The organism is Malaciobacter mytili LMG 24559 (genome assembly GCF_003346775.1).
Lineage (GTDB): Bacteria > Campylobacterota > Campylobacteria > Campylobacterales > Arcobacteraceae > Malaciobacter > Malaciobacter mytili.
This window is the reverse complement of the sequence record NZ_CP031219.1, coordinates 749,046-775,527: the sequence shown is the minus strand read 5'-3', so window position 1 is coordinate 775,527 and position 26,482 is coordinate 749,046. Positions and strand designations below refer to the sequence as shown.

31 protein-coding genes and 1 pseudogene are annotated in these 26,482 nt (G+C 30.4%); 2 read left to right on the top strand and 30 right to left on the bottom strand.

From position 1 onward, the window contains the following. Positions 1-6: 6 nt before the first annotated feature. The 26 genes and pseudogenes from AMYT_RS03975 to AMYT_RS03850 form a co-directional block, all read right to left on the bottom strand. Positions 7-3,132, bottom strand: a pseudogene (locus tag AMYT_RS03975) (efflux RND transporter permease subunit). Between the two features lie 8 nt (positions 3,133-3,140). Next, entirely contained in the window at positions 3,141-4,175 is a 1,035-nt protein-coding gene (locus AMYT_RS03970; RefSeq protein WP_162919464.1) for an efflux RND transporter periplasmic adaptor subunit, read from the bottom strand. Positions 4,176-4,193: 18 nt separating this feature from the next. Then, complete coding sequence (locus tag AMYT_RS03965) at positions 4,194-4,790, bottom strand: TetR/AcrR family transcriptional regulator (RefSeq protein WP_114841262.1); 597 nt, start codon at positions 4,788-4,790, stop codon at positions 4,194-4,196. A 374-nt stretch (positions 4,791-5,164) separates the two neighbouring features. Then, positions 5,165-5,815 (bottom strand): LexA family transcriptional regulator, encoded by a 651-nt coding sequence (locus tag AMYT_RS03960; RefSeq protein ID WP_228197892.1) that lies wholly within the window; start codon positions 5,813-5,815, stop codon positions 5,165-5,167. Beyond that, positions 5,796-6,509 carry a hypothetical protein gene (locus AMYT_RS03955; RefSeq protein ID WP_114841261.1) on the bottom strand — a complete coding sequence of 238 codons (714 nt, stop codon included), beginning with the start codon at positions 6,507-6,509 and terminating at the stop codon, positions 5,796-5,798. The genes AMYT_RS03960 and AMYT_RS03955 overlap by 20 nt, the downstream gene beginning before the upstream one ends. A 33-nt stretch (positions 6,510-6,542) precedes the next feature. Further along, positions 6,543-7,325, bottom strand: a complete 783-nt coding sequence (locus AMYT_RS03950; protein WP_114841260.1) for a DNA adenine methylase — start codon at positions 7,323-7,325, stop codon at positions 6,543-6,545. 102 nt (positions 7,326-7,427) lie between these two features. After that, positions 7,428-8,369 (bottom strand): phage late control D family protein, encoded by a 942-nt coding sequence (locus AMYT_RS03945; protein ID WP_114841259.1) that lies wholly within the window; start codon positions 8,367-8,369, stop codon positions 7,428-7,430. A gap of 1 nt (position 8,370) precedes the next feature. Beyond that, complete coding sequence (locus AMYT_RS03940; protein WP_114841258.1) at positions 8,371-8,574, bottom strand: tail protein X; 204 nt, start codon at positions 8,572-8,574, stop codon at positions 8,371-8,373. Further along, positions 8,571-8,936: a phage tail protein gene (locus AMYT_RS03935; protein WP_162919463.1), complete on the bottom strand. Its 366-nt coding sequence runs from the start codon at positions 8,934-8,936 to the stop codon at positions 8,571-8,573. The genes AMYT_RS03940 and AMYT_RS03935 overlap by 4 nt, the downstream gene beginning before the upstream one ends. Positions 8,937-8,938: 2 nt before the next feature. Then, positions 8,939-10,951 carry a phage tail tape measure protein gene (locus AMYT_RS03930; protein WP_114841256.1) on the bottom strand — a complete coding sequence of 671 codons (2,013 nt, stop codon included), beginning with the start codon at positions 10,949-10,951 and terminating at the stop codon, positions 8,939-8,941. Positions 10,952-11,093: 142 nt separating this feature from the next. Further along, positions 11,094-11,384 carry a phage tail assembly protein gene (locus AMYT_RS03925; RefSeq protein WP_114841255.1) on the bottom strand — a complete coding sequence of 97 codons (291 nt, stop codon included), beginning with the start codon at positions 11,382-11,384 and terminating at the stop codon, positions 11,094-11,096. A gap of 10 nt (positions 11,385-11,394) precedes the next feature. Further along, on the bottom strand, positions 11,395-11,883 hold the full coding sequence (locus AMYT_RS03920) for a phage major tail tube protein (RefSeq protein WP_114841254.1): 489 nt from the start codon (positions 11,881-11,883) through the stop codon (positions 11,395-11,397). A gap of 21 nt (positions 11,884-11,904) precedes the next feature. Further along, on the bottom strand, positions 11,905-13,071 hold the full coding sequence (locus AMYT_RS03915) for a phage tail sheath protein (protein ID WP_114841253.1): 1,167 nt from the start codon (positions 13,069-13,071) through the stop codon (positions 11,905-11,907). Between the two features lie 20 nt (positions 13,072-13,091). Then, on the bottom strand, positions 13,092-13,628 hold the full coding sequence (locus AMYT_RS03910; protein ID WP_114841252.1) for a hypothetical protein: 537 nt from the start codon (positions 13,626-13,628) through the stop codon (positions 13,092-13,094). Further along, positions 13,629-14,981, bottom strand: a complete 1,353-nt coding sequence (locus tag AMYT_RS03905) for a phage tail protein (protein ID WP_114841251.1) — start codon at positions 14,979-14,981, stop codon at positions 13,629-13,631. 12 nt (positions 14,982-14,993) lie between these two features. Beyond that, entirely contained in the window at positions 14,994-15,608 is a 615-nt protein-coding gene (locus AMYT_RS03900; protein ID WP_114841250.1) for a phage tail protein I, read from the bottom strand. Continuing rightward, the gene (locus AMYT_RS03895) at positions 15,601-16,704 is read right to left on the bottom strand and encodes a baseplate J/gp47 family protein (protein ID WP_114841249.1); all 1,104 of its coding nucleotides are present in this window, start codon (positions 16,702-16,704) and stop codon (positions 15,601-15,603) included. The genes AMYT_RS03900 and AMYT_RS03895 overlap by 8 nt, the downstream gene beginning before the upstream one ends. Then, positions 16,704-17,051: a baseplate assembly protein gene (locus tag AMYT_RS03890; protein WP_114841248.1), complete on the bottom strand. Its 348-nt coding sequence runs from the start codon at positions 17,049-17,051 to the stop codon at positions 16,704-16,706. Before AMYT_RS03890 ends, AMYT_RS03895 begins: the two co-directional genes overlap by 1 nt. Continuing rightward, a complete protein-coding gene (locus AMYT_RS03885; RefSeq protein WP_114841247.1) occupies positions 17,052-17,732 on the bottom strand; it encodes a phage baseplate assembly protein V in 681 nt (226 codons plus the stop codon). Next, positions 17,729-18,019, bottom strand: a complete 291-nt coding sequence (locus tag AMYT_RS03880; protein ID WP_114841246.1) for a hypothetical protein — start codon at positions 18,017-18,019, stop codon at positions 17,729-17,731. Before AMYT_RS03880 ends, AMYT_RS03885 begins: the two co-directional genes overlap by 4 nt. 61 nt (positions 18,020-18,080) lie before the next feature. Beyond that, positions 18,081-18,332 carry a hypothetical protein gene (locus AMYT_RS03875; RefSeq protein WP_114841245.1) on the bottom strand — a complete coding sequence of 84 codons (252 nt, stop codon included), beginning with the start codon at positions 18,330-18,332 and terminating at the stop codon, positions 18,081-18,083. Continuing rightward, positions 18,329-18,730 carry a hypothetical protein gene (locus AMYT_RS03870; RefSeq protein WP_114841244.1) on the bottom strand — a complete coding sequence of 134 codons (402 nt, stop codon included), beginning with the start codon at positions 18,728-18,730 and terminating at the stop codon, positions 18,329-18,331. The genes AMYT_RS03875 and AMYT_RS03870 overlap by 4 nt, the downstream gene beginning before the upstream one ends. Further along, positions 18,730-19,050, bottom strand: coding sequence for a hypothetical protein (locus AMYT_RS03865; RefSeq protein WP_114841243.1), 321 nt, complete (start codon positions 19,048-19,050; stop codon positions 18,730-18,732). The genes AMYT_RS03870 and AMYT_RS03865 overlap by 1 nt, the downstream gene beginning before the upstream one ends. Then, a complete protein-coding gene (locus AMYT_RS03860; protein WP_114841242.1) occupies positions 19,041-19,379 on the bottom strand; it encodes a hypothetical protein in 339 nt (112 codons plus the stop codon). The genes AMYT_RS03865 and AMYT_RS03860 overlap by 10 nt, the downstream gene beginning before the upstream one ends. 10 nt (positions 19,380-19,389) lie before the next feature. Beyond that, complete coding sequence (locus AMYT_RS03855; protein ID WP_114841241.1) at positions 19,390-20,550, bottom strand: Ig-like domain-containing protein; 1,161 nt, start codon at positions 20,548-20,550, stop codon at positions 19,390-19,392. After that, positions 20,550-21,383 (bottom strand): XkdF-like putative serine protease domain-containing protein, encoded by an 834-nt coding sequence (locus AMYT_RS03850; RefSeq protein WP_114841240.1) that lies wholly within the window; start codon positions 21,381-21,383, stop codon positions 20,550-20,552. The genes AMYT_RS03855 and AMYT_RS03850 overlap by 1 nt, the downstream gene beginning before the upstream one ends. Before the next feature lie 213 nt (positions 21,384-21,596). Between AMYT_RS03850 and AMYT_RS03845 the strand changes: the two genes are divergently transcribed. Further along, a complete protein-coding gene (locus AMYT_RS03845; protein WP_114841239.1) occupies positions 21,597-22,655 on the top strand; it encodes a phage portal protein in 1,059 nt (352 codons plus the stop codon). Positions 22,656-22,748: 93 nt separating this feature from the next. Continuing rightward, positions 22,749-24,335: a terminase large subunit domain-containing protein gene (locus tag AMYT_RS03840; RefSeq protein ID WP_114841238.1), complete on the top strand. Its 1,587-nt coding sequence runs from the start codon at positions 22,749-22,751 to the stop codon at positions 24,333-24,335. On the opposite strand, the gene AMYT_RS03835 is transcribed toward AMYT_RS03840, so the two are convergent. The 4 genes from AMYT_RS03835 to AMYT_RS03820 are packed head-to-tail and all read right to left on the bottom strand — an operon-like array spanning position 24,325 to position 26,482. Further along, positions 24,325-24,780 carry an HK97 gp10 family phage protein gene (locus AMYT_RS03835; protein WP_114841237.1) on the bottom strand — a complete coding sequence of 152 codons (456 nt, stop codon included), beginning with the start codon at positions 24,778-24,780 and terminating at the stop codon, positions 24,325-24,327. The two genes, AMYT_RS03840 and AMYT_RS03835, sit on opposite strands and share 11 nt — an antisense overlap. Next, positions 24,773-25,096, bottom strand: coding sequence for a hypothetical protein (locus tag AMYT_RS03830; RefSeq protein WP_114841236.1), 324 nt, complete (start codon positions 25,094-25,096; stop codon positions 24,773-24,775). Before AMYT_RS03830 ends, AMYT_RS03835 begins: the two co-directional genes overlap by 8 nt. After that, positions 25,075-26,310, bottom strand: coding sequence for a hypothetical protein (locus AMYT_RS03825; RefSeq protein ID WP_129085763.1), 1,236 nt, complete (start codon positions 26,308-26,310; stop codon positions 25,075-25,077). Before AMYT_RS03825 ends, AMYT_RS03830 begins: the two co-directional genes overlap by 22 nt. Next, on the bottom strand, positions 26,273-26,482 hold the full coding sequence (locus AMYT_RS03820) for a hypothetical protein (RefSeq protein ID WP_114841234.1): 210 nt from the start codon (positions 26,480-26,482) through the stop codon (positions 26,273-26,275). The genes AMYT_RS03825 and AMYT_RS03820 overlap by 38 nt, the downstream gene beginning before the upstream one ends.

The window sequence follows — 26,482 nt, the reverse complement described above, 5'->3', positions numbered from 1 at the left end:
TTTCCTTTATGCTTTACTTAAATCAACTGAATTACTTCTTGTTTTTACTCTTTGTTCCAATTTAATAAAGAACATTAGTAAAGCAGGAGTAATAAAAATAGTAAATACTGTTGATAAAGCCAATCCACCAGTAATAACCGAACCTAAACCTCTATAAAATTCACTTCCAGGTCCTGGAACTAAAACTAAAGGTAACATACCAAATACAGAAGTTAATGAACTCATATATATTGGTCTAATTCTTGTTCTTGTTGCTTCAATTACTGCATTTTTATGCTCATAGCCTTGCTCTCTTATTAGATTTAAACTTTGATGAACAATTAAAATAGCATTATTTACAACAATACCCACAAGGATAATAAATCCTAGCATTGTAAGAACATCAAGGGGTTGAGGGGCAATAAAGGCATTTGTTAAAGCCAACCCTATAAATCCACCTGCTGTTGCTAAAGGAACTGTAAACATAATAACTATTGGATATAAGAAATTTCCAAATAATGCTGCCATTAATAAATATATAATTACTAAGGCTAAAATAAAGTTTATACTTAACATACCAATAGTTTCTGATAATTTATCAGCCGTACCACTAATTTTTACATCAATACCTTTTGTAATTTGACCTTCATTTTTAATTTTTGAAATTGCACTTTCTAAATGAGTCATTGTCTCTTCAATAGTCATACCAGGAGGTGGTGTAATTTGAAGAGTAATAGTTCTTTTTCCATCCAAGTGTCTAATTTCACTAATACCTGTTGTACTTTCATAAGATGCTAAAGAACTAAAAGGAACTAAAGAACCATTTGGCAATACAACTTGTGAGTTTAAAATATCTTCAGGTGTTTTTATTTGCTCATCTTTTGCCCTTACAACTAAATCAATCTTTTTCTTACCATCTTGTTCAAAATCACCTATTTGTCTTCCATCCATAAAAACATCTGCAACTATTCCTAAATCCCGAGAACTCATACTTAAAGCTTTTAGTGCATCTTGATTTGGTTTAATTCTTATTTCTGGATATAGTAACTCAATTGAAGGCACAGGTCTTACTTGTGCTCCTGGTATTATTTGGTTTGCTGCCATAAAAAGTTGAGTTCCCACAGCTGCAATCTCTTCAATTTTTTCACCACTAATATCAATATTTACATTATTACCTTCTCCAACTCCACTTTCAAAAACTCCACTTTGAATTGTTACTCCAAAAGTTGAAGGAAGTGAATTTACAATTGGTCTAAATAAAGGTATTAAATCTTTTGCCCTACTTTCATGCATTGAAGTTCCACCAAATAAAGTAAAATCTCCGAAAGATACATAAAAAGCTCTGTTAATTCCAGGGTATTCCCCCACATCTTTATTATAATGTGGTTCTACTTGTTTCATTAAATATGCACCCATATCATATCTTTCTTGGTATGATAATCCTGGAGGTGGAATTAAAATATTAAAAATTAAGTTTTTATTACCTTGTGGTAAATAGTCCATCTTTGGAAATAAAACTAAAATTATACTAATAGATCAAACTGCTAAAACTAAAATTGTTACAATTTTTGTAAAAGTACTTTTAAGTGATAAGTGAACAATACTCATAAATTTTTTAACAATATTATCACCAAATTTTGTAAGAGAACTTTTTCCCCTTGGTTCTTTTCCACTTATACTTGCAAACTTTTTCCAAAGCATTGGAATAACAGCAATAGACACAAATAAAGAAAAAGACACTGCAGCTGTTACTGCAATAGCAATATCTTTAAATAACTGCCCTGCTTCATCTTCAAGAAAAATAATAGGTAAAAATACAGCCATAGTAGTTGAAGCACTTGCAATTAATGCTCCCCATACCTCTTTAGCTCCCACATAAGCAGCCTCAGAAACACTCATACCCTCTTTTCTATGTCTATCAATATTTTCTAAAACTACAATAGCACTATCTACTAACATACCAACTGCAAAGGAAATACCTGCAAGTGAAATAGTATTTAAACTTCTTCCCAATAAATCAAGCACAATAAATGTACCAATTACTGAAATTGGAATTGCAATAGAAACTACTGCTGTTGGAGATACCGCTCTTAAAAATAAAATTAAGATAAATACTGCAAGAATACCACCAATAATAATATTTTGTTGTACTAAATCAACTGAACCAACAATATAAGGTCTTTGGTCATAAATCCATTTGATTTTCAAACCTCTATCTTTTAATACAGTCTCATTTAATTCATTTACTACTTTTTCTACATCATTTGTAAGTTGTACAGTATTTACATCTGAGTTTGGTTGAACTCCTAGGAAAATACCATCTTTCCCCATAAACATAGCAACACCACTAGCTGTTTCATAACCAAAATCAACTGTTGCCACATCACCAACTGTTACTCTTTGTTCTCTATTTGAAATAAGCACTATATTTTTAATATCTTGTGTTGAAGTAAACTTATGAACTGTTCTAATTCTATAAGCTCTTCTTCCCATATTTTGAACACCAGCAGAAATATCAACATTTTCTTTTTGTAAAATATCAATTACTTGATTAATAGTTAGATTATAAGAAGCTAACTTATTTACATCAAGATTAACTTGCATCTCCTGCTCTCGTCCACCACCACCCATAGTTCCGGCAACTCCATTAACTCTTTTAATAAGTGGTTTTATTTCATCTTCAAAATATGTTTTATATTCATCAATATGTCTTGTATTTCCCTCTAATGTTTGTAACATCATCCAAATAACTGGGCTTGCTGTTGCAGTTTCAATTATTGGTTCATCAACATTATCAGGATATGAACTAACTTCATTTAATTTATTTGAAACATCTTGTAAAGCTGCTCTTAAATCTGTTCCTAATTTAAATGTTAAAGTTATTTCTCCATAATTATCTTGAGAAGAAGATTCATATTCTATTAGATTATTTAAACTTTTTAAAGCATCTTCTTGCTCTTCTATTATCTCTCTTTCAACTTCATAAGGAGTTGCCCCAGGCCATGATGTTGTAATCTTTATCTCCGGCTTTGTTACATTGGGAGTTAATTGATAGGGTAAACTATTTAGTGATAGTAAACCAAACATTACAACAATCAAAACAGATACTATAATAGTAACTGGGTTTTTGATTGAAAATTTAATTAAATCCATTAAAATTCCTATTTATTTAAAACTTTTACTGGTTGATTTGGGAAAACTCTTTCATTTCCTTTTACAACTACTTTCATTCCTTCTTGTAAACCTTGTGCTTGAATACCCGCATTTAATCCATCAAAACCTATAATTTGTACAGGTATCATATTTGCCATAGATTTATCATCAATTACAAAAATTAAATCTTGATTAAATCTTTTAATAACAGCATCTCTATTAATTACAAAAGCATCTTCTTTTACTTTTTTAGCAAGTTTTACTTTTGCTTGTGCTCCATCAAAAATAAACTTATCTTTTATACTTGCTTTAAATCTAACTGGAAAAGTTCTAGTTAAAGTATCTCCACTTGGAATTGCTGCGTATAATTTTGCTTGAATAGTTGTATCAGCTAATGAAATTTCATATTTTTTTGTTTTATCAAGTTGATATACATACTCTAATGGAAGATTAAATGTCATCTCCAAATCAGTTGTATTTACAATCTTTGCAATTTTAGTTCCATTACTTACCCACTCATTTAAATTTACACTTTTTTCAACGATTATTCCATCATATGGTGCTTTTAAACTCTTTTTATCTTTTTGAATTTGTAATTCTTTTAAATTTGCATTTGATGACTCAACTTTTTGTTTTGCCATTTCATAAGCTAAATATACATCATCAAAACTTTTTTGAGCAATTGAATCTTTTTTTAATAAAGCACTATATCTATTATAATCATTAGTAGCATTTTTAAGCTCTACCTGGGCAATTTTAACTGCTGCAACTGCCGCTTTTATTTGTGCATCTAAAATTGAAGAATCAATACTTATTAAAGTTTGTCCTTTTTTAACTTTATCTCCAACTTCAAAAAATATTTTTTTTACTAAACCATTACTCTCACTTGCTAAATTTGAACTATTTTCAAATTTAACACTCCCAATAAATTCTGTTAAAGGATTAATTTTCCCTTTTTTTAAGCTCTCAGTATTTACTAAAGCTTCACCTTGTGCGAATAAAGATGTTGCAACAATTGCAACAAATAACACTTTTTTTATCACTATTACTCCTTAAAAGCTTTACTTAATCTCTACTAATTCAAATAAGTTATCTACAAATTTTTTGCACAACATTTCTATATCAACATTATCTTGAGTCATTTTAGTAATAGCAACTCCTCTTTCATAAGTCAAAATAATATCAACTAAATCAACTGCACATGATTTTAATTCACCTTTATTAATACCTTCTTGTAAAATGTTCTCCAACTGAGAATAAAAAAATGTACTACAGCTACAATTGAATTTAAGCATCTCATCATTTTCTTCGCTTAGTACAATTGAAAGATACTCTTTAAACCTATTAAAATGTTTCATATTTTCTTCAGAATTATCAATAACAAACTTAAAAAAATGTAATACTTTATCTCTTGTCGTTTTTTCTTTTTTGATTTTTTCTGAAAATTCTTTATGATACTCTTCTATATGAATATTTATTATTTGAAAAATAATATCTTCTTTATTTTCAAAATATTCATATATTGTTCCCTTTCCAATCCCTGCAGTTTTTGCAACTTGTGAAACAGTTATTTTTTTAATTCCTACATCATGGATAAGGTCACTACAAGCTAAAGCAATCTCTCTTCTTTTTTCTTCTTTATTTACTATTTTTGGCATCAATTCTCCATAGTGAAATCTTAAATCTTTTATGACTGACTGTCGGTCAAGATGAAATTATAGAACTTTTTTCTTAAATAAAACTTTTTATTGACTATTAGTCAAAAAAATATTTTTTAATTTAAAACTCATTATTTTTTCATAAATAACTAAATTAGTTGTTATATTATTTTATTATTCTTAATTGTAAAACGGCTTATGAAATGTGAATTATTTGCTTATGAAATGTGTGTACATATTAATAAGTTAAGATTTAACCCTTAAATTACGCTTTTGTTTACATAACTCTTACTTACTTTTTATAACCAAATATATATCTTTTATCTTTTTCTATATCAAACATTTACTAACATTTTAAAAGCAAATGTTTTAAACTATATTTTTATTAATACTCCACTTACTTTTCCAATGATACTAACATCATCTATATTTAATGTAATATCTTCATATGATTTATTGGTAGACATTAATACTACTTTATTATCTTTAATCTCTATACGCTTAATATATAAGCCATCATTAGTATTTATAAGATAGACACCTTTACTATTAATATCTCTTTGACTCTTATCTATAAACAATAAACTACCATCTTTTATATCAGGCTCCATGGACTCTCCTAATGCCTGTAAGACTTCAGTATATTTATAGTTACTATTTATATAATCTAATAGCTGCTTATCAATTATTAAAGGAGATGGATTTACTTCATAGTTAATTGCACCACCTCCAGCTGAAGCTGTAACTGTTCTTTGATACTTTAATATTATATAGTTAGATGTAGGTTCAATTAAAGACTCAGGAAGCTGAAGAAAGAAAAACCAGTTGATAGATATATTTCTTTTGGCTAAAAAAGTCATAATCTCAAAATATGGCACACTATTTCTATGTTTTAGTTTTCTGAAGTTTGAAGCTTCTATTCCAAGAGCTTGTGCAACATCTTTATCATACATCTTTTTATTCTTTATCTCATTTGATAAAATATCCTTGAGTCTCTCTATAATATCATTGAAGCTTTGTATCATATTCTATAACATCCCCAAGAATTTTATAAAAAGCATCCGTGCAATCAGTAATATAATATGTTGGACTTTCAAATTGAAACGTATTTTTAGGTTCCATTACTTGAGCTGGTTGCTGAACAACAGTTGATGGAAGAATAACCCCCAGTAAAGTTAGTTTATTAAATATTACATGGTCTTTATAGTCATTCACTGGAAAAGTTTTAGCTTGAGTCTTTAAAGAAATACTATGTGATTGCAAAGAACCACTATATATATCCTTTAAATGATTGTAGATTTTATGCCAGTCAATATTATTAAACATATGTATATTTGTTAAAATAATACTTTCATAATAGTTTAAAGATTTATTTTTTACTAGTTCAGAAGATAATCTAGCAACTATACGAGCATTTAAATCAAAAGGTGTAGTTCTTAGTTTCTCAACAAATTCATATATAAAGTTTTGGTTTTGTGTATTATGCTTTAAGTCTGCATAAAATTCTTTCTTTGTATTTTCACTTATCTTATCGTGCTCATATACAAAGTATTCACAACGCTGAAGTAAACGTTCAAAATCAAAAGCATTAAAGCTATCTTTTAAAGCTTCTAATGAACTGACTTTATAAATATACTTTAATGCACCTTTCCCTAAAGAAAAACCAAATGCACTAGCATTTTCAGCCATATCCACTATATCATATCTTTGTTCATTCATAATATCTCCAAGTATTAAACTTGGAGTATTATATCAATAATTCATAATAAAAACTTCCCTAACACTCTTTTTCTTTTTGTGCATATTCGCTCCAAGTGTATAATTAATCTCTTTTGTGGTTATTATATTAAAGTCTTTGTACAGCTCTCTTACAAGTTCACAATCATTATAAGATAGTAAAAACTTACCTTTTACTTGAGATAATAGTGTTGCTAATTCCTCATGCTCTTTTCTTCCAAATCTACCAGTATTTTTGTAATAGCTCTCTGTTGATACATAAGGAGGATCTACATAAAAGAATACCTCTTCTTTATCATATAAAGGTATTAACTTATTAAAGCTCATATTCTCAATAGTAACACCTTTTAGACGTTTACTCCACTTTTGATATGATTTATATATATCTTTTGGTTTACGACCACTTTTAGCATTCATTGCAAAGCTATCACCTTTAGCTCCAAATGATTGATTTAATTTATATAAATAAAAAGCCGCAGATTCTATTTTATTACGTGGTTTCATATGTCCATCTCTAATAGCAAAAAATAGCTCTCTTGAACACAACAGTTGATTTAAATAAAAGTTTAATGTCTCAGGATTAGTTCTTATAGATCTATGTAAATTGATAAGCTCACCATTTATATCATTAACAACTTCAAGTCTTGATTTTTCTTTAGCATATAGAACGCTTAAAGCTCCTCCAAAAACTTCAATATAAGTAGTATGTTTCTCTGGTATTTTCTCAACAATATCTTTGGCTAGTTTTGATTTACCACCTACCCATGCAAAGGGTGCTTTTAGTTTTGTAGTCTGCATTCTTTTTTCTCCGTTCCAAAAAGTCACATATTTAAATGCTCGCAACTTTTTTCGTTAATATTCGTATGCAGTCAGCTTGGGGAAGATGGCTGTGGTTTGTAGTTAATTTTCTATTTTGATGGTAATATGCCATCCACTTTTATTGACTATATGATCTACTCTTTTGATATGATATTCATCATCATCTTCTAAGGTTCCATTTAATACTAAAATAGCTCCAGCATAAATTTCAAATCCATCACATTTAATAGATCCTTCTTTAGTTCCTGAGTTTGCCTTTTGTAAAGCAGCTTCAGCTTTTGCTCTTGCATCTGATTCACTTTCAAATGCATCTCTTAACATATAAATAGGCTCACCATCTCCAACAATAAGACTCTTTTGACTATTAGATTTAATATCACGCCATACAGCTTTACAACTATTATATGAGGTTTTATTAGTTGGTTCTATTCTTATATTATTTATATCTGTTTTACTTAAATAAAATCTTGGTAAGTCATTAGACTTTTGACCTTCTTTCACTCTTTTAACGAATATAAGTGTATTATTTTTTATAGAGAATAGTGCATTATATTCTTGTGATATTCTTTTTAAAAAATGTAAATCACTTTCCATAGTCTGCTCGAGATGTAAAATAAATATCTCATCAAAATCACTTTTTAAAGTAAGTCCATGCCTAGTAGCTATAATTTGACATACTTGCTTAATTGAACATTTTTCAAAAGTTTGACTTCTTTTAACCTTTAAATTTTTAGAAAAATCAACCGCAGTTGCAGTAATATGTAAAAAATTCTCTTCTCCATAACTTACTGGTGTTCTTGAAACCTTAAATAATCCACAATAAAAAAGACTTGTCTTTTTAGTTCCTAACCACAACTTTAGTTCATCATCTCTTTTAGGTCTTTTATGTAGTCCTTCCACTCTTAAAGTAATCTCATCAGAAACAATTCCAGCTTCATCATTAAAAGTAATCTCTGAAGTTTCACTATTTAGCTGTTTTGTTACATCAACACCATTAGCTTCTATTTTATAGATTGGTTGCATTTTAACTCCAAAGTGCTTTTACTGTTTTCTCTATAATTGTTTCTTCAAACTGTGGAAGCTCAACCGTATCACCTAAATCCAAAACCACCTTTGAAAGAAGTTTAGGATTCAAAGCAATTACATTATCTAAATGAGTTAAGTCTCCATAATGTTCTAAAACCACATCATTAAGAGTTTGATTTTCTTGTTTGATTAATACAATCATTTTTCATACCTCTCAAGCTTTAATGTAAATCCTTGTTCCAATTGTTCCCCTGTATTTAAGAAATTAGATTTAGATATTGATAAATTCATCATCTTAACTTGAATAGTTGGTAAACTTGGAAGAGATAGAACCACTGGTTCTTGTTTTCTTCCAAGTTCTTTTAAAACTTCAAGTTCTTTAATACTTTGCATAAGTAAAGTACCTGATAAAGTAAAACTCTCTTTACCCTTTGAAGAGGCTTGATGTTTAGGATAATTACCTATTCTAAATGAGCTTACAATACCAAAGTCAATTTCTTCAGTAATAGAATCTAACTGAGTTTTTGTCATTCTAAATTCATATTCATCTATCATTCCTAACATCATTAATCCTCAAAACTTCTATTTCTTTTTCTTCGCTCTGCATTTTCAATAGCCTCTTCAATAGCTCTTGTTACATCGACATTACTACTTGCATTTGATGCATCTACTTTTAAAGTATATGCATTATGTTGAGTTACAGCTGCTTGAGGTTTTACTTCTCCAGTTTTAATTGGATTAGTAGCTAATGCAGTTGTAGTAATTGCTGTTGCTGCTAACTTTTTAGTAGTATCACTTTTCTTAGTTGGATTACTCTCTTCATCCTCTCCACCAAAACCTATAAAACTAAGTAGTTTCTTTCCACCTTCATATAAGCCATTAAACAGATTTCTTACAGGTTCAAATTTTTTATATAAAATAACTCCAAGACCAATTAATGCACTAACACCAGTAATCATTAACCCAATAGGATTAGCATTAAGTGCAACATTAAAAAGCCACTGTTTAGCAGTAACTACTGTTGTCCACAAAGAGTAAGCTTTCATTCTTAAATTCAATGCATTTAAAGAAGTTGCACTCATATAGTTTTGAGCCATTCCTAAAAACATTGCTTTTCTTACAGTATTGGTTGCTAATGCAAATCCAAGCTTAGTTAAAGTGGCCACTTTTATTACTGTATATAACCCAATAATTCCAAAAGTCACTCCACTTATAAGAGGTATAAACCAAGATACTCTTTCATCTACCCAAGCTATGCTTTTTGCGAATCCACCTAAAGTAGTTGCTGCAAAATTTACTACTGGAGTTAAAACTTTTCCAAAAGTAAAACTTGCATATGACACAGCATTACCCATTTTCTCCCAGCCATAACCACTATCCATAGCTAAAGCCATTTTCTCAGACTTTTCTAGTCCACCTTCCATAGCTTTTGAGATATTTTTTTGAGCTGCTTCAAGTTCATTCATTTTAGGCAATAACGCAGAGATAGTTTTAATAGCCTCTTCACTTCCAAATGCTTCTTTTAACTCATCATTCTCAGCTAAATCTAAATCACCATACTTATCTTTAATTTTTCCAAGAATTTCAACCATTGGTAGCATTTTTCCATGGCTATCGGTAAACTCTAGTCCTAATTTCTTTTGAGCTTTACCTACACCACTTAAAAAACCTCTATATCCACTACCAGCTTCACTTGCACTATCAAAAGCACTTTTAGAAAGTCCAATAATGGCTAACTCTTCTTCTAGTGATACTCCCATAGCTTTTGCACTAGCCCCAACATTTGAAATACCAGCTGCTAAATCTGCTCCATCAGTTCTAAAGGCTTGAACTGAAGCTGCTATTGCACCACTGAAACTTTTACCAAAGTTCATATCAGAGCTAAAATCTTTTCTAAAGATTCCGTAACCTAAAGCATAAAGCTTTGTCATATCTGCAATTTGAGCTTTTGTTGCAACAGCTGTAGTTGCTGCCATTTTAGTAAAGTCTCTTACACCTCTTTCACTTAATGATGCAATACCACTTTTAATATCATAACTGGCTCGAATAAATTGAGGAGCAGTTATTTGTCCAAATTGTAAACTCATCCTATGACCAGCTTTAGTTATATCATCAATACCTCTTTTACTAATATCAAGTGATCTAATCTCACCTTGTGCTTTTAAAACATCACTTGCTACATCTGAAGTCTTTTTTAATCCATAAATAGCAGCACCAATTCCAAGGATATGTGCTTTTTGTTGAGAGAACTGCTCTTTTGCTCCTTTGATTTTAATATCAATCTTAGAAGCCTTTTTTAAGTTCACTAAACTAAGACGTAAAAGCCTACTATCTTGCTCTAAATTACGTGTATCAATACCAGCTCTTTTAAGAGATTTTGATAAACCATTTAATTTATCTTTATTCTTGGTTGCATCTTTGGATAACTTGTTAAACTCTTTCATTTCAAACTTAGTTTTACTCATGCGCTTGATACTTTTATCAATACCTACTAAACTAAAGTTTGTTTTTTTAATTGAGGAACTAAAAGAGGAAGATATTGCACCTTGAATAACGATTCCTAAGCCGATTGTTTTCAAAATATCCTCCTTTACTATTGTGTATTCAATCTTTTAAATAGATCATTGGCTTGTTCTACAAGAAACTCAAACTCAGAAACCTTTAAATTTTCCATATCTTCTATGGAAAAATGACACACATGACCTAAAAAGGCCATATGTTCTAAGACATCACTTCTTTCGAAGATTGGAAACTTTGCAAACCCTCAATTAACGCCTCAAAAATATGAGTTGGTAAAGATTCGATTTCTTCAACTGTATGACCTGTAAGATTTGCAATTAATGTAGCATTATTTTCAATCTCATCTTCAATATGATTAACCAATTTAATATCTTTGATTAATGGTTGTCTCATAATGATTTTTGATACTGGCTTACCACCAACTTTAAGCTCACCCTCAAGCTCAATAATTACATCATCTAATTTTGCTTTTAATTTAACTGTGTTGCTCATCTATTTTTCCTTATTGTAATGATTGTCTCATATGTTTAGCATGATCAACTCCTCCATGCTCACCAATACCTTTGTCATGATCAATATTAGTAATAACTTCATCATTTAACTCATGATAATATGTGCTTAAACCTTTTTGAGTAACAGTTACATCTAAAAACTCTCCAGGTTTAGAATTGCCATATTTAATTGACATACCACCTCTACATTGCCACTCCTCTACATCATTGCTAACTCCAGTTTTCATAGTTCTTTTAACTGTAACTTTTGCTTCATCTAATTTAGCCATCTCTTTATAGATATTTGCTGGTATAGATTGAAACTTATACTCTACGTCCAAGCTTTCAAATAGAGGTGTAGTTACAGTTCTCTTTCCAATACCAGTTTCTTGATCTAGTTCCAAGAAAGAAACATCAGCTTGTTTAAACTCACAAGAACCAATATTTCCAATACCATCAACAATTACATTTACACCTGTAATAGTACTTCTATGTTTCATCACTTTATCCTTTATAATTTATTATGCTACATTTAGCATTTCATATACAAGTGGTGCAAATCTATCTGTTTGATTAAACGTTACACAAATTCTAACTGCTACTGGCATCTCTTGGAAATCAATAATAAAATAGAATCTACCAGCAGTAATCTCTGAAGGTGTAGTTCTTTTCATATCAAGTTTAACTTCATGAGCCAACATTATATTTTTACCAACAAGAGTATTCATAAACTCTCTAAGAGATTTTTTTGCTTCTCTTAATTTAACAATAGGCTCATCAACTGCAAAGAAAATACCTTTTAAAACAGCAGCCGATGCTAAGTCAACTATTCTTACCCTTCTTGCATCTTGCCAAATTGGGTCTGCATCTGTTGTTTGGTAGTTCCATGTTCTAATACCCATATAAGTAATATAACTCATAATTTGAGCTTCTGTTAATGGATCAGTTTCATCTAATACACCAGCTACAAAATCTGAAGGTTCTTTGATTGAACTGAAAGGTAAAACCTGATTAGAAATAGATTTTGACCAACCAATTTCATCAATACCATCTACATAAGCTCTAAGCCAAGCTAACACAATACCACTATCATAGTAATCTGTACTATTAGTTTTAGTATTCCACTTACCAAGTGAAGTCTTAGAAAGCGTAACTCTATCGCTTCCAAATAAATCTCTTTGTGAAATAGCATCACCATTCGAATCTGCATCTAAATCAATAAATGTACGAGCTTTAATTGCAGTACATACACTAATCATTGCATTAGCAACATCCATATCACCAATCGCATAATCTGCAACAGCTATAATGTCAGGGTTATATCCAATAATACTTCCTTTAGAACTTGCAAGATTTACTGTTGAAGCTGCTTTCTTAATAGAATTAACTCCAGTAATAATATTGGACTTTGTTTCTGTATCATCTACACCTTCATTACATACAACTATAATAGTTGGCACTATTACAGGAAATTCATCAACTCCTAATTGTAGATATTTCATCATATTTCCAGTAGTATGAGTTTTGATTACATCATCATTAATTGCATCTTCGGGACTATCAAAACCATAAATACCAGCTGCAATATTTGATGTTACTACTAATGCAATTGGAAGTGTAGAATTAACTTTTATAGGCCTTGCACTATCACTTGAACGCTCTGTTACGATTCCTCTATTATTTGCCATTCTTTTCTCCTTTTTAAGATTTAATATTTAAATAAAATTTCTGCTTTTTTAATCATTGCTTTTTGACTAGCTTCAACTAAACTTTCAATCTGAACTGTATGTGCTTTATTGTCAGCACCTTTCCAATTTACAGTTTGCTCTTTATACACATAGTTATATGCATTTTCTAAACTCATAACAGTCCCATCAATACCTATTGAAATAGCCTTATTGAAAGTAGCATTTGCAATTGATATAACTGTTGACATATTTCCTAAAGCTTCTCCATTTGCATCATATAAAACCGTGTTATAGTCAATCACAAGAGAATTGAGCTCTTTTTCTTTGTCTCTTTTTGCCTGTTGCTTTTCGTTTTGATAAGCTTCATCTTCTAATTCTTTTAAAGTTTTCCAAGGTTCAATTTTATTGCTATTCTCATCTAACCAATTCTTTAATAAATCCGTATATTCATATCTATACTTTTGCGTTGGAATTTGTACTTTAGAACCATCATCAAAAGTTATAATCACACCATCATTTTTATCATCTATATATTTAACTTTTTGTATTGTTTTCATTTAATATACCTCTGCATCTATTGAAATATCTAACTGCCCATAACAAGGATAAAAATTTAATAAAGAATTAGAAACAACTGTTGCATCAAATCTACATTGATTTTTTTTAATCTCTGAAAAAGCAACACTTGAAATATCTACTGAAATAATATTGTCATTAAAAGAACCAAGATTTGAAGCAAAAATTTGTGGTTCAATTCTTTTATTTTTATATTCAATTAAACCTCTTACTCCAGTTCCACTATCTGTTTGTCCAATTATATTTAGAGTTCTTTTCTCATAAAAATATGAACACAACTCTTTTTCTAGCCATAAAGGACGGTTTTCAAAATTAGTAGCTTTTTCACCCTCTTCAAGTTGAAGTTCATTTAATCTAAAAGTCGAATTAAAATCTGCACCTGCAGTTATAATTACAACTAAATATTTATTTGTTGGATTTGCTTCAGGTAATGTCAAGGTTCCTTCAAATTTTTCCCAATCAGTATTTGTTTTTATAAAAGTAATAGATTTAGCAACTTGATTTATTTCAGCTAATAAACTATCTCTCCAAATAAAATACACATCAAAAGAACCTATTAAACCTTTTCTCTTCATAGAAAAAGTAATCTGTTTATTCTGTAAGTGCTGTATATCTTCTTTTAAAATTGCTTGTGCATAAATTCCATTTCCTGATACTCCATCATTTAAAGTTACTTGATAATCATACGTTCTATTTATTTCAGAAGGAACAGCTTCTACAATACCTACAAGAGTATGTGCTCTATTTGCTGTATATTTATTTGAAGTTTGAAAAGAAAGACCTTTATCCCAAATATCAAACCCTCCATTTATAATAAAATTCTTGAAGCCAGTAGGTTTTGCATCAACATAACTAATATCTGCTTTTTTAATAAGCCTAGAATTTACATACTCTTGACTAGCCATTACAATAGATGGATCTACTTGTAAAGTAACTGTATCAGAGCTAGAGACTTCAAAGATTACTTTTATATATAAATCTTTTGCAACTCCAGCTGTTATTATTGGCTTAAAAGTTTCTGGGTAATTTCCAATAGCTATTAAATCTCCATCCGTATCAAATACTCCAACTTCTCTAACCCAAAAATTACCTTGATTTGAAGGGATATATCCTTCTGCAATAAACCAACTTGAATTTTTTTCATCTACTCTTAAATCATTAAGAGGTGCTCTAAACTTTTCATTTGCTAAAGCTGTTTTAGATGCATCTGGCATAGGAACTGTTCCATTCCCATCTCCAAGTGCTATATGAGTTAATGCTATTGTTGAATTTGCTACAGTTGCAGCAGCTATCTTTTCTTTTCCTTTTTTTGTTAATAATGTAAAATATTCCATATTTCTAAACTCCTAGGGTTTTATTACTATTTTTTCTATCATATAAACACTAATTGCACTTTTATGATTTATACTTGTTTCTATATCTTCAATTGTTTTTGGAAATACATAACCAACCTCACTTGATGTAGTAACTGCATTTGTTTTATATGCACCATTATTTTTCATATTTATAGTTATTCCTGATAAGTGTCTACTCTCAGGTTTAGCTGTATCAATTAATCTAATTGTTTTATTTAGGTTTTCATCTGTTACACTCTTTTGAGGTGTAACATCTACTTCAATTTTAAAAGTACCAGGAACTGTTCCAACTTTGTTCCATGGTTGAACCTTAATATTTTCTCCAAAAACAGAAAATGCAGCTTTATTAACAGCCCATACACTCCCCGTAAGTCTTTTAATTTCTCTAGCATTCACTAAATATACCCTAGCCTCATCTTCATCTAGTCCTAAAATACTTACATCTAAATCAAAAGCTAAATGAGGGAGTAGTGATGCATCACACTTCATTGGATCAAGTGTAATATAATCAAGTTCTTCAAAGTTAAATATTCTTGCACCTAACTCTTCAATGGTTCTTTCAATCAAATTTTCATTCGAAGGTAAGATTGATTTAAAATCATTCATAAGATGCCTCCACAAAAGTTGGATTAACTGTAATGCTCAGGTATTCATTTGAGTGTACACTTAAGTCAATATTCTCAAGCTCTACTTCATATACATTTGCTACTTCTAAAGCTTTAATAGCTTTTGAGTAAGGTAATGTTTGACCTATTTTAAATTTGCTATTAAAATTCTCTTGAATATCTTCATTTACTTGATTAGTTTGTAATAGATCAAGTAAGTGTACTGTGGGAGTTAATATTACCTCTTTTTTAATAGCTTTTTTTACTGTTACTACATCACAAAAAGCTTGCACTCTATCATTACCTTGTACAGCTTCAACATTTGTAATTACATCATCAATTACATTCTCATCAGAGCTTAAAATATATAAATCTATAAGTAATGGAGAAGGAGAAATAACTTTCACATCAAATACTCTCTCATCAGCTAACTTACAAAAATACTCATACGCTTTTTTCCCTCCAGCAGTTGAGTATTTATTTAAACTTAAAATAGCCCTTTCAAAAAACTCTTCATCAGTTTCAGGATTACTTCCACCTGTAAACTTACCAAGAGCCTTAACAGTAATCACATGAGGGAAAGTAGAAATAGGTGTTTCTGTTTTAATATCACTATCCTTAGTTTTCATATCAAGTTTTACTTTTCCTTGAGCACTTATCTCACCAGCTACAATTACAACATTTTCCATTAAATATGATTGTACGGTTCCTTTGTCTCCTAGAATAAATCCTTTAGGAACTGTTATATTATTGCTCAATGCTTCATCTAATTTAAACTCGTAATTACATATTGGTTCTTCACCAAGGTGTCTTAGCTCACCTCCATAAAAACCAAAAATAAAATTGTCTAAATCCTCATCTTGACAATAGTGAGGGAGCATAAGCTTAATCTTATTATTTAAAGCCACATTATGAAAAGCCTTTCTATATGCAATATTTTCAAGCTGCATTAAAATAGAATCAGATTCAATCAAGTTCACTTCAGGATGTCTGATTGAGAACTCCTCTTTAAGTTCACTTAAGATTAATTCTGCACTTTGTTCCACAAAAATTTTAAGATTAGGTAATTTATTAATCTTCTCTTTTAAACTGCTCATCAAAATCCTCCCATTTGAGTTTCAATTTCAAAACCTTCAAAATTAATACGTGCTCTAACACTTCCAGTTAATATGTCAATACTCACTATATCAACACTTCTTACTTTAAACCTTTTATCCCATGGCTCATTATTTTCATCAAAAAAACACTCAAATAAGTATTTTTTAAATAACAATTTCCACCTCTCATCCATAACCTTATCAATAAGTTCATGCATTCTACTTCCAAAATTAGGCCTTAAAGTTCTACTCTTTAATGGAGTTGTAGTCATTCGAGTAAAACTCTTTTGCATAGATACACAAAAAACAGATGTTGTAATACTTGAAATAACTTTTACTGTTTTCATTTAATCCCTTAAGTATCCATTATTTGTATGGTTTGTAAGTGAACCCTTTTTATCACTTATCTCTCCATCTGCACTAATATTTTTTGTAGTTTTAATATCACAATCAAACTCTGCACCAATTGTTACTCCTTCAGATGGAATTACTTTCATTCCTCCAAGCAAAGAAGTTAATCCCTCAACAGTTAAAGTACCTTTAACTAAAGTTTTACTTTCAATAATCGTATTAGGTGCTTTTACATAAGCTTGTTTTGAAGCTTCTACATTTACATCAACACAATAAATATTAATAGTTTTTACTGCATCTACTTCTAATTTTGAAGCCTTTGAATCATAAAACATTTTAGTTCCATCTTCAAACTCAATCACTGTTGTGTGCTCATTAGCTCCAGTTGGAACCTTACACTTATTATGAAAAATAGATCTAATAATAAATCCACCATTAATATTGCCAAATGGACTTATTACTATGACCTGTTCTCCTGAACGAACTGGAAAGAAAGCTTTTCCAAAAGAATTAGCTAAACTCTTAATAGGTAAGAATGGACTTACTCTTTTATTAATTCCATCGTCATCTAAAACAACTCTGGCTAAATGATGTCCCTCTATAATCTTAGCTTCATGTACACTACCAATTTGAACAATATTTTCTAATCGCCTTTTTAGTTCTGACAAGGAAATCATTTTCTTAAATATCCTAATATCTCTTTTTGATACTCTTTTATCTCACTAATAGAAGTATCAATATGTTTCATTTGCTCTGTATTTACTTCTTTAGTTACAAAAGTATTACGAGCTTTATCTTCATCCATTTTTCTATTAACTATGTTATACAATTCTGCAATTTCATTCTGTTTTAAAGAGTCAATAACAGAGGTGTTTCTTCGAGTCATATAAACTGTAATTGCAATTATTGCGATGATAGTTCCAACACCCCAAGCAATACCCCATAAACTACTTATTTCACCCATAAAAACTCCTAAAACCTATAAGTGCATGAAAACATCTTGTTTCGTACACTTATAGAACAATTTACTTTTTTTCTTTATTCTTTACATCTTTATAGATGTCATAGCCAGTTGTCACTGCATTATCAAATTCTTTAGTATGATACTTCTCTCTTTTTTCTTCAGAGACAAAAGTTTGCACACCTTTTTTACCCACTTTGTATCCAGTTTCAACAATCTTTTGTTTTTGTTCAGGAGTAAGGTTTTTAATACTCTCACATCCAGCAAACAAACCAATAGCCAATAAACCAGCAAATAAGATTAATAATCTTTTCATCGAAATTCTCCTTTAAAAGTAATTTCTTTTTCCCTTGAAATAAACTCTTTACCATCAGCAAAAGATTTATCACCATACTTTACAACAGCAATAAAATACTTCGTAGCTCTTAAAAGCCTTGGAATAACTAGCCATCCACCAGTATTAATAATCTTTGCTGTCATGTTGTATAAAAACATCACATCAGTAAACATTTTGTCCAACCATGTTTTTCCATACTTATAACCCCAATCATGCGGGCAACAACACTCTTTGCTAATATCTAAACCATATAGAGTATTAGGCACTAGCTTTCCACTTAGATCAAGTTCACTTCCACAGCCATTACAATCTTCTTTAATTGCTTTGTCTCTATTTTCCCACCATTGTTTTGGGGCATAAAAAGGTAACTTTTCCATTACAATACCTTTTTGTCTTGTTCTTCAATTTTTACAACTTCTACTTCAGCTCTAATCAAAAAGATGTCTTTTATCTTTTTGTTCTCTTCTACAATTTCACTTTCAATAACTTCCAATGAATCGGTACTAGCAGTAGCTATCATTAAATCATTAAAAAAAACTTCACTATTTTTAGAAGCAACTTTTAAACCAAAAAACACGTATTTAGAAATTAGGTCTTTAGGCTTTCTTCTTAAAATTACTACTTCAAAGTCAGTTCCAGCATGTTCTTTTATTAGAGTTTCAATTGCTGTTTTTGCTTCAGTTTCATTTAAATGCATAAATACGATACCTCGTCCGTTTCATCATTATTAGTTTTATTCAAAGCAGAGTTTGAACGATCTAACCAATAAGATTGAAAAGTCTTAACATCCTTGAATGTCTCTAGTGACTCCTCATACTCATTAACTCTATCTTGCATATCAACCCAAAGTAATGGAGCAAGATAATAAAAAGCTTTTGATCCAATAACTTCTACCTGTTGAATCTCATCTTCGAACTCAACATGGTTATAATCCCAAATTGCTCTATTTAAGTGAGGAGTAATTGCTTTAGCTTCTAAACTTAAAGGGAATAATCCCTTTAAATCTTCAATATTAACTGCTTCCATTTTCTACTTCTTAAGCTGCTGTTACTGTTACTTTAATTTCTTTGTACGAAGTACCATCATCAACTACAACAGTTGTTGACCCTTCAGCTACACCAGTTACAGTAATTTTTCCATTTGAGCTATCATAAGTAGCAGTTGCAACTGTTTCATCTCTAGAGATTGCAGTAACACCAGCAAGTCCATTTCCAGCTGCACTTGATACAGTTCTTTGACTCGATGCACCAACTGCAACAGATACTTCATAAGAAGTAACAGTTAAAGAAACAATTGTCATGTAAGTTACATACTTATGAATATCAAACTCATAGTCTGGATAAACTACAAACTTATATCTAAGACAATCTTTTTCATTGTCGTACCATCTTTTTCTCTTAACTTTTGATGATATACCAAAGACCATGTTTTTAAGAGGTGTTAAAAGATAAGTACCATTTGGAACATCTGGTCTAGTCTCAATTTCAAACCCCATAAACTCTTTTTCTTTTGCTTTTAATAGCGTTGCAAGACTTTTAAACTTCTCAGCAATTTCAAACTGATAATCCATATAGTCACTTGCACTCATTAAAATTGCAGCAGAACCTTTAACATCATCATGAGCATTTTTAACTAAATGCTTTAATCTATAAAGAATAGATTCATTTGAAGATGTTGGTTTATTAGTTGTATCACTCTCTTTTGCTACAGTAATCCAACCTTTTGCAAGTTCATCAAAAGGAGCATCTACTGCTGGATTATCAGCTTTTCCAACAACTCCTAAATATAGTAAGTCATTTGAGAAAATTTGACCAAATGCATTAAATTGCTCTTTGTCAAAGTTTGGATTATCTTTTGCATCTTCTAAAGTATCATCGTTAATTTTTGCATTTAACTCAACACCTTTAGTCATATCAAGAGTACAACCAATCTTTCCAAGCTTTTTCATATTCTCATCTGGAGGAGTTTCACCAGACACGTGTCTTGTTAGCATTCCTTTTGCAACATCTAAACCACTTCTCTCTTTAGTAAGTTTTCCTGTAATATCAGTAGTAACTTTTCCAAGTAAAGCATCAGATGCAACAATAGTGCTTACAAAAACTCTACCCTGCTTTGGAGTTAGTTCTCCATTTAAAGTGGCTTCTTGAGGTGTTAATCCACCTGTCTTTAAAATTTCACTTAATGCATTTTCTTCCATTATAAAATTCCTTTCGATGGATCTTCTTTTTCTTCTTTTTTGATTTCTACATCACCATTTTGTCTACTCTTTTTAAGAGCTTCTTTTGTCTCTTTGTCACTCTTTTCTAAAGATTCAACCTTAGACTTTAAATCTTTGATAGTCTTAGTCATTGGTTCCATTGCTTTATTTAAAGCATCTTCAAAATCTTCTTTTTGCATTTCGTTATTTTCTCCTTGTTGTTTTTGAGATTTATCAACATTATCGTTGTAATGATGGCCTCTAACTTCAAAAGATGTAGAAGAGAACATTTTTTTAAACATTGTTAAAACATCATTTAAAGAAAAGCTTTTCTCATCTGCTTTTTTTACAGTTGGATTTTCTTCCTCTGTTTTAGTTGCAGTTCCAGCCATAGAGATACCAGCAATATCTCCATCTTTTACACCTTTTTTTAACTCTTCATCTTCAAGCTTGATTCCAACAGCCCAAGAACCTACTGGCTCATCTGGGAAAATAGAGTCATTCTCTTTTACAATCCAACTCTCTGCTACAAAAGCTTTCTCAACTTCAAATGAATGGTCTTTATCAACATTATTTGTAAACCTTGATTTCATAAATGCATATGAAGCTTTTAAAATTTCATCTACATCTGTATAATCACCGTCTGTATCAACTTCATTTGGTGCATATACAATCCCATAAATAATCCCTTGCTCATCATCACTTTTCTTAATCTCAATATTTCTTGCATAAGGTGGCTCACCATCAGAAGATTTATAAATAATCGACTTCTTGTTTGCTCCAGCTTTTACAAGTGAAATATGAGTAATAGCAATATTTGATAACTTTGGCACTCTATCTCCTTTTTTGGATTTGGTAACTGATTAAAGTTTCGATGCAGCAATTTTAATAGCTTTCAAAATGAAAAACACTCCATATACATACATCTGGAATGATTTATATTTTTTTTTATATTAATATGGCTGGTTATTGATACGACAACATAGAAAGCCTATAGATAGGCTATTTTGTTTATGTTGTAATAGTTGTAAGAAAAAAGGGTTTTAATGAGTGATTTAATTTTAAAAGGTGCAAAAGAATCTAGGCAAACAGTTGGGAAAGATAGTCAAAATTCAAATGGAACTATTGATCCACATATAAACTTTGATTTATTATTAAAGTTTTATTACTTCAATGTATATCATCAAAGAAGTATTAGATTAAAAGCAGCACTACTATCTCAATATACTAATAGTGACTTAGAGAAGTTTATTCCAGATAATGAGATTGCAAACTATTTCTTATATGCTCTTACTATGGATATGGAAATATATGGAAATGCTTTTTTAGAACAAGCTGGAACTAAAAGTGATTTTTACTTATATCATGTCTTAGGCTTTCAAGGTAGAGTTAATAAGAACAAAGAGATATATCAAATTCCAGAGAATAATGAAGAGCCAGTTAAATTAGATGGTTTTCATTTTAAATATCACTCCCCATCATCTAAATATTATGGAGAGCCAGATTATCTTACAACACTAGAACAAATCAACACCACAAAACAAGCAGACCAATATAACAGCTCATTTTTTAAAAATGGAGCTAGACCGGGCTTCGGTATTGTATTTGAGAACAGCTCACCAAATCAAGAGCAAGTAAACTCTTTTAAACAGTTCTTTGGCTCTAACTTCAAAGGCTACAGTAATGCTCATAAGAGTTTAGTTCTACATACTGGTAAAACATCAGATGGAGCAAACCCAGCAAAAGTAAGACTTGAGAAATTAAGTGGTGTAGAAGATATGAGTTTTGAGAAGCTTAAAAATGTAACAAGAGATGAGATTATTGCAGCTCATGGAGTACCTCCAAGATTAGTAGGTGTTATGAGTGCTGGTGGATTAGGTGGAGGAAGAGAGTTAATAGATCAACTTCATGCATTTAATGAAGTAACTATCAAACCTAAAACAAAAGTTATTAAAGATTCATTTGCTCACATTGGAATTACACATGAGCCAGAGCTTATAGATGTAACAAATTTTAAAGATGATAGTGACTTGGTTTCAAACTTAGTTGATAGACAAATTTTGACAACTCTTGAAGCTAAAGAGATTTTAGGTTTTAACAAATAAGTAAATGTGTGTTTAAAAGCGTTTAAAACCCGTTTAAAAATCAAAGAAACGATTTATTCATATAAATACTCGAAAAAGGAATAAAATCAAAATATGGCGTATTCTAAAGAAGATAAAGAAAAAGCATTAAATCTTATCAAAGCTGGTGTTCCTATCATAGAAGTATCACGAGATTTAAATATCAACAGAGGAACACTTAACAACTGGATTAAAAAGTCTAAAGATAAACAGACAAATGATAGCTCTATTGAGAATATTAAAAAGCAAATTGAGACTATCTCAAAAAGAGCACCAACAGAAGCTAACTCAAGAAAACTTGCAATGCTTACAAAATCTCTTGAGAGATTAGAAAAGCAATCTAAGAAGATTGATAGAAAGAAAAAAGCTAATCAGGAGATTATCTATTCTGAAGATGTAAAAGTATTTAGAGACAAAATGCTACATCCAGATTATGGACTATATGAGTATCAAAGAAAGTTCATTGAGGATAACAGTAGATTTAGAGTATGGCTAAAGTCAAGACAAATTGGTGCAACTTATGGATGTTCTGGAGAGTGTTTAGTAGATGCGATGTCTGGTATGGATCAGCTTATCCTTTCAGCTTCAGAAACTCAAGCTTTAAAATGGTATGAAGAAATACACAAACATGCAGAGAAGCTCGGTATATTACTTGATGGTTCTAAAAGTGAAATAAAAGTTCCAAGTGGAGCTACTATTTATATCTTTGCTAATAACTTTAGAACTATTCAAGGGTTCTCTGGTTCTGTTTGGATGGATGAGTTCGCATGGTATTTAAATCCTAAAAGAATATGGGAAGCATTTATTCCATCTATTACATCAGTTAAAGCTGGAGAAACAAAAGCAAGAATTACTATTTTATCAACTCCGTTTGAGCAAGATAGTTTATTCCATAAGCTTTGTGTTGACACAGAAAAATATTATATGTTCTCAAGACATCATACAACAATCTACGATGCTGTAAAAGATGGTCTTGATGTTGATGTAGCTGTATTAAAAGATTTATTTGATGCAGATTCTTGGGCTATGATGTATGAGTGTGTATTTGCAGATGATGATAGTAGTTTATTCCCAATCAAACTTATTAAGTCTTGTGTTAAAGATTATATGTATTACACACCACCTTACCAAAACGTATTATGGTCTGGTTATGATGTAGGTAGAGTAAAACACTTATCTGTCTTATCAGCTCTTGATAAACTAGAAGGGAAATATGTTCTTGCTATTCAAGATATGTTTAAAAATGCTTCTTTTGAAGCTCAAAAGACTGTATTAAGAGAACATTTAAACTTATATCTTAAAGCTAATATGAGAATAGATAAAACTGGTATTGGTATGGATTTAGCAGAGGGTATGGAAAGAAAATATCCAAGTAGAGTAGAAGGTATATCATTTACTGCAAGTTCTAAAGAATTTATGGCTTTAAACTTAAAAAAGATGTTTGAAGATAAGATGATAGTTATTCCAAATGATCCATATCTTATTGCTGATATACATAGTATTAAAAAGAAAGCTGGAGCACAAAAGATGATCTATTATTCAAATGAAAATAAAAATGGACACGCAGATAGATTCTGGTCTTTAGCATTAGCTGCTAAGAAGTTAGACTTCTTAGACAGAGGAGAGAGTGGAGAGAGTAAAGGTGGAGCTATTATTTTATAGTGGCATTTTTTAAAGACTTTTTTAAAGCATCAATAAACTCATCTTTTATTTCATGAGCTGTGTCATTCAAGGCTCTATCAAGTCCACCACTTGACATATATTTTTTAAGCCCATCTTCTAAGTAAGGTTGTGCTTTTGTTCCTGGGTGTTTTACACTTTTTCTAACTCCAAAAGGAGTTTTTAAAGCTCTTTTATTTTTAGCTTGAATCTTATGTGGTTTTGTACCACAATGAACAAACTTAGCATAGGGAGCTAGTTTTGAGTTTCCTATGGATACTTCTAAATTATCTATATTGTCATCAAATACTTGAATATCTTTTTTAAGGTTTCCACCTCGATAAGATTTTCCATCACCTTTACCAATAGGTGCTAACTCTTTTACTTCATTTACTGCTTCAGCACCTATTCTATAAAGTAAGTTTTTAACAGCTTTCATATCATTCATCTGCAAACTCCTCTTTATACCAATTTTGAATATATATTAAAGCATCAACAAAAGAACCTTTAAAGCTATTATCTTTGTGAACGAACTTGCATTCTTCTGTAAATATCTCTATTTCATTAGCATCTTTTATAGCTTCATCTTTAGGTACAAAAGGATCATACAAAGCTATTAACTTTCCATTTTCTTCTTTACATATTCCTATAGAAGATGGTGCATCTGCTACATCTTGATAATCTTCATAACTTCCTTTAAAATCAGTTATATCGATTTCCCAGCCATAACTTTTATTTATTTCTATATTAAATGTTCGTACCATTTTTTTACCCTTTGCATAGTTTGCCCAGTATCTATATTTATTATTTTATTTTCTATTGCATTATCATTAAAATACTTGTTTGCATTCCTTGTGGGAACAAAACAACTTATAAGTTCATCAGATTCATAAATCAAAGTATAACCACTATTTGTTAAAGCTACTGCTTTTACATGCTCATTAGGATGTACTCCACTTACTTTGTGAGGAGACTTATATTTTATGTCATTCAAAGCACCAACTAACTGCTTCTCTGTTAAGCCATGTTTACCACCAACTATCTTTTCATAGATATGAGGTTTAACCTTTGTTTCAATTCCAGTTTTATCAATATGCCTTAACTTATACTTCTTATCATTTTTTGTACTCTTAACCTTATACAGCTTTCCTGTTTTAGTATCTAGCCTATCATCTTCATTTATCCATACAGGAAGGTTTTCAGTTCTACAATGTCCATGATAGGGAGCTAATCCAACATTAGGAGGGAGCTTTCCATAAATTGGTTTATTTTGCCAAGGAGCAGCTTGTTTTTTATCATCTATACTACTTGAAGACAAAAGTTTATCTATTTGTGTTTTTAGATGATTAGCTGTTATTATCTTTCCATTTAACCATCTACAAAAATCACTTGTTTTATTGTCTATCTTTGCACTTACTTTAAAATGCTTAACACCATATTTCAAGCCTTGATTAACTCTACTTATTGCTTGTGCTTGTGATATATTACTATCAGCTACTAATTCAAAATATGATTCACTTTTATTTATAACACCATCAAATTTCTCTTTTAAAACAGAGCTAACTTCTGCTCTAGTAATCTCACCTTTAAAAGTATCTGATATAGTATCTTTTAGAATGTTTTGTGTTTCAATATTATATTTATCTGCTGACCAATAAAAACTATCTCTCATAACCTTTATTGCTTTTAAATCTATCTCGTCAAACTCAAATTTTGTACTAGGACCATTTACAACAGATAGTTTCTTATAAATATCATCTAGCCCTTTTGTATCAAAAGATATGTTTAGGTCTTTTAACTTACCTCCTACTATTGTAAGAAGTGCATCTTTGTCTGTATTGCTATAGTTTCTATTAATATAAACTACCATATCAGACAAGAACTCTTCCAGCTGCTCTTTAGCATTAATAGATTGAGTCTTTACAAACTCATCTATTATCTCACTTATTTTCTTTTGCTCTTGGCTCTTGGCTTTCAAAAGGGCTTTCAAAAGTTTCTTTTGCATAATCTCTCCAGTAATCATCAAACTTTATTGCTTCAATTGTAGAAAATGAATAGTTACACACTAAACAAGTTCTAAACCTCTCATTTTGTGTTCCAGTCGTAGTTCCTACAACCTTTGTCTTACCACAACACTTAGGACACCACAT